The following is an 11,512-nucleotide window of genomic DNA, read 5'->3' on the forward strand; positions in this document are numbered from 1 at the left end:
AAATGTTAAAGATTTCGGGGTGTCAGGATACGGCCGTATTTCTTTTTCAGGAAAGTGTAGCCGAGCGAGACTTCATGGCTGCCATAATTTTTTAAGGCTGTCAGGCTGATATCGTAAGAGTAGCCCACCCTGAATTTTGGAGTAGCGTATACCTGTGCAATTACGGCGATGGCGTTTCGCTTGCCCAGTTGCTTCATCTCCTGCTTTGTGAACATGGGCAACGCAGTACGGTAAGAGGCTCCCAGCCAAAGGCGGTTGTACAGCAACAGGAAGGAGTTCAGGTCTACGCTGGTCGGGCTCCGGAAATCCTCTTTTAACAGGATGCTTGGCTTCAGGCGTATGTTGCGGTCCAAATCAAACAGGTAACCAGTCGATAGAAAATAGTGGCGACGCGGGGTGGCAATTTCAGTGTTGCTATCCTTGAAAGGAACCAGGCTGGCGGCCGACAACCCGGCATAGTAGCGCTCGGTGTTAAAGAACAGGCCTACCTTCAGGTCGGGCAGTAGCTGTGAAACACGGTTCATGGGTATTGCCGTGTCAGGTATCTCACTCCCCGAATTCAGCCTTGTACCATCCAGAACGTACTGCGAGGCACCTACTGCCACACCCAAAGACAGCGTAGAGTAATGGTCCAGATCAATGCGGGTGGAGGCGTTGCCATACACCGCTGTCTGGCGCTGCACCCCTATCTCATCATTCAGCAGGTGCAGGCCCCAGCCCACGCTCTTTTTGCCGGTAGGTCCGTCTATACTCAGGTTTTGGGTAGTTGGGGCGCCTTCAAAGCCTGTCCACTGGTTTCGGTAGGTTGTGTTAATGTTCAGGATTTGCTTGCTGCCCGCATAGGCCGGGTTTATTACCAGTTCGTTGAAGATGTACTGACTGTACTGCGGTGCCTGCTGCGCAAAGGCAGCCGGAGCAGCCGCTATGGCAAACAGGACCAGTAGTGCTTTGAGTATTTTTACGTGCTTTGCCATCTCCATACTATCTTACTATCGTCACAAATCCTTTGAAAGTCTTATCACTGCCATTGCACATCTTCAGGCGCACTACATAGAAGTAGGTGCCCTCACTCAGGTTATCACCATCCCAGTTGTTCTTGTATGATTTGGACTTATACACTTCGTTGCCCCAGCGGTTCAGGATAATCAGCTCATGCTGAGAATAATTCTGCAGGTTCTGGATTACCCATAGGTCATTGTTGCCGTCGTTGTTCGGCGAGAATACGTTCGGGAACGATATGTCAGGTTTTGCCAGCGACTTCTCAGGTATAATGCTGATCGGCTCGCTGCTACAGCTGCCGTTATTGGCCGATACAGAAATAGAGCCGGTGCTTTCGCCTGGGGTAACAGTAATCTTAGGAGTGCCCTGACCGGATACAATCGTCCAGCCTGCCGGCACTTCCCAGGTATAGGTAATGGCACCGGCAACCGCCTCCGTCTCTACCTCATAAACCAGTCCGTCGCAGGCAGTGCTGCGGTCTTTGATTGATTTTGGCGTAGCTACAGCTATTGCGCTAACCTGCAGCGAAGCCGTCTGGCTGTTGCTGCAGCCACTGGTTGCTGCCACTTCTACTGTACCTGCACTATTACCTGCTGTTACCGTAATCTCTCCTGTTCCCTGACCGGCAGTGATCTCCCAGCCAGCTGGCACCGTCCATACATAAGTGGCAGCATTACTGACAGACGCCACTTTGTAAATAACCGAACGGCCTATACAAGCAGTTTTAGGTCCCTCTACAGCTCCTGGCGCAGCAGGCGCTCCCGCTGCCGGTATAACATTCATCTCTGCTGTACTGCTATTGCCGCAGCTGTTTATTGCTGTTACCTTCACCTTGCCTGTAGCAATAGTTGCCTGTACTTCAATAGAGGCAGTACCTTGTCCTGACAATATGGTCCAGCCTGCAGGAACCTCCCATACAAAAGAATCTGCACCAGCTGTAGTCCCTACGCTGTATGTAGTCGGAATGCCTACGCAGGGGTTCTGTGGGCCAGCAGTGAGCTGAGGAGTAGGCGGCGTTGTCTGTGGGGCTACCGCTATGCTTTTTGTGCTTCCGGTGCCGCAGGCGTTAGCAGCTGTTACTTTTATTTGTCCTGCCTTTGTGCCTGCTGTTACTATAATGCTAATAGTGCCCTGACCGGATACAATCGTCCAGCCTGCCGGCACTTCCCAGGTATAAGAAGCAGCGTTTGGCAGCGCTGTTATGCTGTAGGTGAGGTTCGTTGCGCCCTGGCAGAAGGAAGTTTGTGGTGCGTTGATGGCTGCGATGGCTGCTGGTACGCTTGTTACAGGAGCTACTGCCAGTATGGCACTTTGATTGCTGTCGCCACACCCGTTTACTGCTGTAACCGTGACCTTGCCCGCTGTTGTGCCTGCTTTCACCTCGAGGGCAGTAGAACCCTGCCCGCTCAGGATGGCCCACCCAGCCGGAACGGACCAGGTATAAGAGGCCGCTCCGCTAACAGCTGCTATGCTGTACGTTTGGGTGCTGTTTCCGCATGGGGCCAGAATGCCGCTGATAACCCCTGGCACCGCTGGGGGCAGGGTGGCGACAGTTACATTTTTCTCCAATTTATATTCGCCGCAACCGTTGCCGGCAGTGAGGCTGATGACACCGCCCGTGTTTCCTGCTTTTACCGCTACCTGAGCTGTGCCCTGGCCGGAGACAATAGTCCAGCCTGTTGGAACTGCCCACACAAAGGTGCCGATGCCAGTAGGGTTCAGTACCTGGTAGGTAACGGTAGCACCCACGCAAATGCTGTTGCTTCCTTCAGACAGCTGAAGGTTTGCAGGAGCAGTAGTTACCGGCGTTACAGTTAAGCTCCTTTCGGAGCTTGTGCCACAGGCGCTTACTGCTTTTACTCTGATGCTGCCGCTGCCTGTGCCTACTTTAACCTGAATGCTGGTGGTGCCCTGGCCTGATATGATGCTCCAGCCGGAAGGCACTGTCCACACATATGAGGTGGCGCCGTTTACAGCTGCAATGCTGTAGGTGCCATTTGCATTGTTAACACAGCTGTACTGTTCTCCGGTGATAGGACTGGGAGTAGAGGGTGCAGCCTGTGTGGACTGTACCGTAATAGTGCTTCTGGCGCTGCTTCCGCAATCGTTCATGGCGATTACTGAAACCTCACCGCCATTGCTGCCGGGGTTCACCGTAATCTGGTGAGTACCCTGCCCTGCCGTAATCACCCAGCCGGCTGGTAGCTGCCAGTCATAGTTTAAGGAGTTGGCAACCGGTTCAACGGAATAGATAAGTCCTTTTTCGAGGGCGCAGGTATGCAGAGTCCCTGAAACAGCGCCAAGTGCCGCAGGAACTGCTGTAACGGGTGCTACAGGTAAGGTGACAGCAGGGCTGGTTCCGCAGGCATTTTCCACCTGAATTGATACGTTTCCTGCGCTGCTCCCTACCTGTACGTTGATGCTGTTCGTGCCTTGGCCTGTTAAAATAGCCCAGCCTGCTGGCACCGTCCATCTGTATCCGTCAGGACCTGCCCCAGCCACAGCGGCTACTTCAAAAGTAGCTGTCTTGCCCACGCAGCCTTGTACAGTACCACGTATGGAAGCTGGCGCCGGAGGCGCGGTGCTGTAAACGAGTACATCCAGTGTCTGCGCTTCTCCGGCACCACAAGGGTTGGATGGCTGCACACGTACCTGACCTCCGTTACCGGTGGCGGTAGCTGTAATTGTTGCCGTGCCCTGCCCTGTTAAGATAGTCCAGCCAGCGGGTACTGTCCAGTTATAGTCGGTAGCGTTTGCTGTAGGGGCAACACTGTAAGTGAGTGTTTCTCCGTTACGGCATAAGTTTGCAGGGCCACTGATGGGCCCCGGCTTTGAAGGCGAACCACTGAGAGGTGTTATTTCAAAAGACCTGGCCGGGCCTTCCCCGCAGGTATTACTGGCTGTTACTTTGATGAAGCCTGTGCTTGAACCTGCTTTTACCCGAATGCTGGTAGGGCTGAGCAAAGTATAGCTCCACCCCAGCGGAACACTCCAGTTGTAGCGTGTAGCACCCTCTACCATAGCAATGCTGTAGATGTAGCTTTCGTTCGCGCACACCTCGCTTGGCCCAGTTACCTCCCCTGTCTCTGACAGAAGCACACAGAAACTGAGGTTAGCATTGTTGTTACTCCGTATTTCATCAATTCCGTAGCCAGATACATCAGCCCTCAAATAGCCAGAGCCTGCTACATTGAGCCTAGCGGTGATAGTAAGCGTGGCTTCTTCTTTGTAGTTCAGGATTCCTACTGTCCAGACTCCGTTGTTGAAAGTGGCGTTAGTCCTGGAAGATGTGTAACTCAGGAGTTCGCCTGTAAACTGGATGCCAGACACAGTGACTCCGTTCTCATTCACTGGGCCATTGTTCCTGATCCGGATGGTGTAGGTAATTATTTCCCCGAAATCATACGTGTTTACTCCTTTGGTACCTGGCGTCTTGCTCAGGCTTATCCCTAAATCCGCAGGAAAGCTTAAAACATTGTTTGTTAACCTGATCTCACCCTGTGGAGAGATCAGGCGGCCCTGTAGTTGTGCGCCGTCATTCAACGTGATGTTACTTCCGGAGAAGATGTTTCCGATAGCAGAAGTGCCCCTGCTAACAATTACCTCGTCCCCTACAACCCAGAAGATGTTGATGCTACCTGCACCATTCAGCATTTCATACTCTGCCTTTCTAACCCGGAACCTTCCAGAAACCTGAATAATGAACACAGGGTTTTCCTGGCCTTGTCCGTTAAAAGTAAGCTTTCCATCGATTTCGGCATTCCCGTCAAAGCGGTACACGCCAGGTGTCAGGGTCTTGCCTCCAAGGTTTCCGTCGGTCAGCACCACAGTTGGAACCAAGGTGGTCAATAAAGTCTGTGTTACAATAGCCTCCGTTATGGCCAGTTTTGCGTAGGCATCCTGCTCATGCCGCTCGCGTCTGATTTCTCCCGGTGGGAAACCCACTATCGGGCCATCAGAAGTGCCGACGCTTGCGCTCACAACAGTGGCACCCTCATTCACAACTTTTTGTGATGCAAGCGCACTGAACTCGTAGACGGTACCCAGCGTAGGGGCAGTCTGAGCAAAAGCAGCAAAAGAGAATATACAAAAGCCAATCAGCAGGAATATGACTTTTTCTAAAAAGCTTCTCATTAAGTCTTGTGGTAAACGTTTTTTCTAAATAATTCCTTTTTACAAATGTCTGTTAATGTTGCGCTTTTGTATTTTGTATAATATCAACTGCTTGTGTTAATGGGGAATGATAGTCAGGTGCAATTAGTTACAACTGGTTTATTAAATATTTACATAAAAAAGCTGTTTATGTCCTTTGTTGACTATTTTGCCTTTTGATACTGCTAAATATCTAAAAACAAGAGTACAAAACAAGTTGTACTCCAGAATTTTACTTTTCTAGGTGAGTAAATACTATGCAATAATAGTGATAAATAAATATACTTGCTTGATATTCCTAAATCTTGTGTGAAAAAAAAGAATAAATTACGATGGGACAATGGTACTTAAGGGAGATTACGCTTGTGTATAAGAAGGAGAGCTTACCTTAACCTGTTAAAAAGGGACTCAGCAAGGATAAAACAATTCACAAAAAAGCCGCAGGGCACCTCCGGTTAGAGGTGCCCTGCGGCTAAGTCTTATAAAAACTTTTTAGGCCTGTCCTATGACTACCACACCCATTGCGGGCAGATGATGCGGCGGTTATTCAACAGTTTAAATCCTATGACCACTTCATGCGTGCCTGCGCTTACCCTGCTCAGGCTGGTAGTGGTGTAGTCATAAGAATAGGAGACATCCAGCAAGGGGCTAACGTAAACACCTACCATGCCTACCAAGGCATCATTATGGCGATAAGATGCTCCCACCCAAAACCGCTCGTCATACAGCACGCGCAAACTGGCGTCAACAGAAAGGGGGCTTGGGGCAGCCATTTTTAGCATTACCGACGGAATGACATCAATGCGCTCCAGGGGCTCGAAACGGTAGCTCCCTGTTAGGAAGTAATGCCGTTGCAGGTCAAGCGCAGGATTGCTACTGCCTTCTGGTTGAAATGAACCGGTATTTTCCAGCAGTTGTGCCCCTGATACGCCTACAGAAAAGTTTCGGGAGTATATCCAAAGGCCGAGGTTCAAGTCAAATACATTGTTGTTAATGTTGCCTCCGCCAATCAAGGGATCGTTTGGGTTCGTGAACTGCAGCTCAGAGGTATTAATGGAGTTTCGTATCACACCTGCCGCTGCACCCGCTGATACATTGATAGAGGTGGTAATGGGCAAGTGGTAGGCATAGGAAAAGCTTACGCCTGTTCTGCGGAGCGGCCCTGTTTCATCTGTATGAAACGATGCTCCTATGCCATGGTGTGCCAGAGCCCGGTGGTACTTGTTGCCGGCGGCTCCTTTGTTGAGCGGTGTGTGCGCTGTAACGTAATAGGTAACCGGAGCGCCATCCAGGCCAACCCACTGCCGCCTGTTGCTGACCCTTACATCTGCATAATCCTCAATGCCTGTAATAGCAGGGTTCAGCAGGAAGTTGTTGAGCATGTATTGGCTGTACTGTGGGCGCTGCTGTCCAAAACCCTGTGTGGCCAGCGCTATAAAAACGAGTATCAATAAAATCGGCTTCTTCATTAGCTAGCGGATAATGGTCACATGCCCGGAAATAGGTTTTTCGGCGCTGTTGAGGTAAATCATGTAGTAGTAAGTCGCCACTGGCAGCGCTTCTCCTTTAAAGGTTCCGTTCCATGGCTCGTTATAGCCACCGGTGGTGCTGAACACTAGGTTGCCCCATCGGTTGAACACCTCCACCCGCATGTCCGGGTACTCTTCGTGGTTTTCAATCTCCCAGACTTCGTTCACGTTGTCGTTGTTCGGCGTGAAGGCATTTGGTACGGTGATGGCCGGTATCACGGTCACAGTCACTTCGTCGGTGGCGGTGCAGCCTTCCGCAGTTGTAATGGTAAGGGTATAGGTGGTAGTCTCCATTGGAGAGGCAACCGGACGGGCTATGTCCGGGTTGTTCAGGCTTTCAGACGGTTCCCATCTGTAAGTTACTCCTCCGCTACCGCGCAGCTCTGCCGTTCTGCCTTGTATAATGGTTACATCAGGCCCGGCATCGGCCACAGGTGGCACAATGGTTACTGTTACTTCTGTGCGGGCAGCGCTGGTGCAATTATCGGCATTGAGGGCCTGCACATAGTAGGTGGTGTTCTGCTGCAGGTTTGGCGTAGCGAAAACCGGCCCCACAAACACAGGAGAGCCTCCGGCAGGAGCAAGGTACCACTCAATGGTATTGCCATTTGCGTTGGCTACTTCTAAAGTGGCAGAACCATTAGGGCAGGCAGTGGCGTTCGTTACTGTAAGCACCGGGTTTGCAGGAAGCGGCGTAACTGTAATTTCAATTGGCTCTGATGCCCTGGAGCATCCCTCTGAACTTACCACCCGCCTGAACCAGGTATTCTGGCTAAGTGTAGGTGAGGTATAGTTTATGCCGTTGTTCGTACCAGCGGCTGGATTGAACCCGGCATCCGGACCGCTGGTGCTGCTCTCCCACAGGTAGGTATAAGTACCTATACCGCCTGTTGGCGTGCTGCCGCGGAACTCAACCGTTGACTGCTCTGCACACACCGTAGGCTGCGTAGCCGTAATGGTGTTGTTCAGGATGCCTTCGTTAACCTTTATGGTAACTACATCGCTTGTACTAGGCGTACAGTCTCCCGCCCTGACTACCCTTCTGTAATAGGTGGTTGCGGAAATGTTGCCCGGTGTGTAGCTCTGGCCAGTATTGGTGCCTGCTGCAGGAGTAAACCCATTGGTTGGGCTTGTCGTGCTGCTTTCCCACAGGTAGGTATACCTGCCGTTACCACCGGTCGGGGCAGAGCCATTCAGTACCTGTGGCGCAGTGCCGGTGCATACTTCCTGATTCTCGCTGATGGTGTTGTTTGTAATGGCTGGGAAAACGGTGATAGTTATTGGCTCCGAATAGGACGTGCAGCCACCTGAAGTTACCGCACGCCTGATCCAGGTTTGTTTCTGTGTTAATGCACCTGCCGGAATGGTGTAGTTCTCACCGTTGTTAGTGCCAGGCGCACTCACAAATCCTTCGGCAGGGCCTACGGTGCTGATTTCCCACATATATATGTAAGGGGCACCTCCTCCGCCTGTAGGACGGGAACCTGTCAGCGGTGCTGGTGTGTCACCTTCGCAGATTTCTTGTGCCGGGCTTATGGTGTTGGCACTGGCTGGCACTGGGTCAACGGCAATAACGGCGACCACATTGCTTGTGTCTGCGGAGCAACTGCCGGAGAATACCAGCCGCCTGAACCAGGTATTGCTGCTGACGGGCGCTGTTGGCGTATAGTTAATGTTGTTGTTAACACCAGGAGCCGCTGTAAAGCCAGCCGAAGGGCCTGTGGTGCTAAGTTCCCAGGTATAGCTGTACGGTACGCTGGTGTCGCCGCCTGATGGCGTGCTGCCGGTGAGTTGAGCCGGAACTTCTCCCTTACAAAGGCTCTGGATTTCCTCATCATCAACGGCAATTGTGTTGTTCGTTACCCTTGGCTCTACGTTAATGGCGACTGGTGCTCTTGGGCCAACACACTGTATTCCGTTTGCCGTGTCTACTGCAGCCACATAATAAGTGATGTCGGCAGTAAGTGAAGGTGTTGTGAAAGACGGGCCCACTGCGAGTGGAGTGGCTGCCGGAAGGTCGGAGTCAAACCAAACAAATAAGGGGCCCCCACCCGATGGCGTCAGGGTAACTGTTTCGCCGATACAGGCTGTGCCCGGTGCCTGTATCGTCGGTGTGGCAGGTTGCTGCAGGATAACCACTTCCTGCGTTGGCGCAGGCTGCCCCTGGTAAATCTGATTTGAGGAACCGCACTCATTTACCGCTTCCACCGAGACGGTATAGGTGCCGGGCGTGGTAAAGTCGTATTGGAAGTTAAAAGTTTCCGAATTAAATGTCTGTGTGGTGCTGGTAGGGCCTGTAATCTTAATGGTAACTGTCACATTCTCTCCCAGGTTCTTGTCTACAAACAAGCCACCTGCTCCGCCACCGCCTCCGCCAGGGCCGCTGCTACTGTAGTCTATGGTGGTAGGTCCGCAGGAGGTAACGCTGGATGGAACCTGCACCTGTGGCCAGCCCACTACAATGCTTTGTGAGGTGGTGTCGGTGCCGCAACCGTTCTCCACCACCAGTTCTATCTGATAAACACCAGACACATCGAAGATGAAAACAGGGTCAGGAGAAGTTAACGTGCCGGATTCCAACGTATAGCCCTGATCTGGCTGCACCGCCCATTTATAAGACAAATTGCCGCCCGAAGAACTATCAGTCGGAGTTACACGAACAGGCACGCAGGGTGGGACCTGTGTTTCCTCTACCCGCTCCTTATTATCGAGTGTGAAGTCAGCTTTTGGCTCTTTGTTATAGTTGAAATCTTGGGTAAACACTGCCTCGCAGCCGTTGCTGCTCACAGCGCGAACGCTGATAGGGTATGTCCCAATGGTATCGAATGGGGTTGGTTTCTTGAGCGGAAACTGGTTTGGTAAATACTCTGTTTCGCCTGCTCCATCGCCCCAATCTACATAGTAGCGGGCAATGTTGCCTAAGTATGGCTCTGCTGTGGTGTTTGTTAAGGTAGCGTAAATAGCTGTATCTGCAGGCTCAACGGAATCAGGTAAACACACCTGAAATTCATTGGCCTCTGTAAAGGAAATCTCCGGCTCCTGTTTTACAGTGATGGATTGCGAGAGAGTATCAGAGGAGCATCCCTGTGGGTTCACCCCGTATACCTGCACGCCAAATGCTTCCGTGCCTACTCCAAAAGACTCAAAAGTTCGTGTTACAGTACCGGATCCCCGTACAGATTCTGTATCACCTTCCCCAAAAGTCCAGACATAAATAACATCTTCGGTTGCGTTTGTGACGCCAAAGGTGAGTTCAGTGCCGGAGCAGATACTACCCCCCGGATTAATACTAAAGGTAGGTCGTGAGGGCTTCGGGTCAACAGTAACCTCGAACTGTCCGGACGTAACAGTGGTCTGGCAGCTTGCCCCAGTGGCTTCTACTGTATAAGTACCGCCAACATTTGTTTCATATGTCTGAGCTGTGGCTCCGGTGATGGCTTGCCCGTTGAGGTACCATTGATAGCCTGAAGGAGTGAAGTTATTTCCAGGTCTGGCCGTTAGTTCAATCGTTTCTCCCTGGCAAATATTAGGAGACTGTGCCGATACAATAGATACGGTACAGGCAATATTGGTTTGAGCGTAAGATTGCCCCACAAACAGAAAGCACAGCAGCAGCCAACAGATGTAAAAGTGCTTTTGTATAAGAAAGTACATTAGATCGGAGTTAAGGGTGAACTATAGGCCTAGTTTGTTTTACAGTAACGTTGTGGTAGCAATATATTAATAAGTTCATTAGTAAGTAGCTTAACTCCAATCATGAACCAAGTGGGTAAGAGCCAAGGTAAAGGGACTGGGAGCCCGGCCTACAGAAAGAAAACCGACAGTTAGGGGCGAATCCACCCAATACCTCTATTGCTAAAAGCTGAAAAAGGTTACATAGCAACTTGTTATTTTATTAACAAATATCTAACGTGCTAGATGCTTGTAAATTGCATTGGAATTCTGTGTAAAAAAGAATCTTCTTATCTTCTAAAATTGCAGCAGCGCCTTCAGGTATAAGTTTGCTTTAAGCTGAGGCAAATTGCTTTTGCACTGTTTGAAATAAAGGCAATAAGAGGGCATTAACACTAGAAGAGGGCATTAACACTAGTTCCTTATCAAGCTCCTTTTAATAGGCAGTGTTCTAACATAGGCCGCAACTTACAGGGTATCTTCTAAAGTAAAACAATTACAGTTAAAGGCCATTTTTGTTCTGTATAGTTTTTTGTTTATACAACGGCTACCTGCGGTACTATAGCTCCATATGCAACCTCTGGTGCGACCGCTGTGGGTATTTTGGCAGCTAGGTAAGAAGAGAGGCTAACTGGCTAAGTTAGGATGCTTTGACGCCAGAGGTGCGGCATATAGAGCAGGTGATTCATGCTGCTGGTATAACAGGGGTTACAATTGATATTTCAGGCCTGCTCTGTCAGGCTTTCAATGCCAGAGAAGTAAGTTCATTCATTATGGTGGCTCAATATGTAGATTGGATAAGTGTTCAAAATAGTTAGTGAGTGTACTTGAGGACAAGGTGAATAGCATGAGTAAATGTAAACTTAACACGTAAATAATGGTTGCGTTACATCTCAATAATACACAATGATTACAACAGAAGTACAGTACCGTGCTGTTGCCTCACGCATAGAACAGTTAAAAGACGCCCCGTCCGGATCGGAACCAGCGAATGAGTTAAAGGTTTTAATGAAGTTGATAGTGGATTTTGAAAGCGGCAGGAGGCAACTCACCTGGTCCGGTAAAAATGAACTGAGCATCAAACCTTTCCGTATATAATTTGGCCAAAGTATACGCTATTGCACCTATAGGAAAAGTAACGACACTTAAAAAGTAGCATC

5 protein-coding genes are annotated in these 11,512 nt (G+C 50.3%); 1 reads left to right on the forward strand and 4 read right to left on the reverse strand.

Features of this window, described 5'->3' with window-relative positions:
• Window positions 1–5: 5 nt before the first annotated feature.
• The 4 genes from ACFS7Z_RS21195 to ACFS7Z_RS21210 form a co-directional block, all read right to left on the reverse strand.
• A complete protein-coding gene (locus ACFS7Z_RS21195) occupies window positions 6–974 on the reverse strand; it encodes a PorP/SprF family type IX secretion system membrane protein (RefSeq protein ID WP_377489157.1) in 969 nt (322 codons plus the stop codon).
• Window positions 975–981: 7 nt separating this feature from the next.
• Window positions 982–5,133, reverse strand: a complete 4,152-nt coding sequence (locus ACFS7Z_RS21200) for an ice-binding family protein (RefSeq protein ID WP_377489160.1) — start codon at window positions 5,131–5,133, stop codon at window positions 982–984.
• A 527-nt stretch (window positions 5,134–5,660) separates the two neighbouring features.
• The gene (locus ACFS7Z_RS21205) at window positions 5,661–6,620 is read right to left on the reverse strand and encodes a PorP/SprF family type IX secretion system membrane protein (protein WP_377489163.1); all 960 of its coding nucleotides are present in this window, start codon (window positions 6,618–6,620) and stop codon (window positions 5,661–5,663) included.
• A gap of 3 nt (window positions 6,621–6,623) precedes the next feature.
• Window positions 6,624–10,334, reverse strand: coding sequence for an Ig-like domain-containing protein (locus ACFS7Z_RS21210; RefSeq protein ID WP_377489165.1), 3,711 nt, complete (start codon window positions 10,332–10,334; stop codon window positions 6,624–6,626).
• A 924-nt stretch (window positions 10,335–11,258) separates the two neighbouring features.
• Here ACFS7Z_RS21210 and ACFS7Z_RS21215 point away from each other — a divergent pair.
• Window positions 11,259–11,450, forward strand: a complete 192-nt coding sequence (locus tag ACFS7Z_RS21215) for a hypothetical protein (protein WP_377489168.1) — start codon at window positions 11,259–11,261, stop codon at window positions 11,448–11,450.
• Window positions 11,451–11,512: the final 62 nt, after the last annotated feature.

This window comes from Pontibacter toksunensis (assembly GCF_042686245.1).
In the GTDB taxonomy this organism is placed as follows: Bacteria; Bacteroidota; Bacteroidia; order Cytophagales; family Hymenobacteraceae; genus Pontibacter; species Pontibacter toksunensis.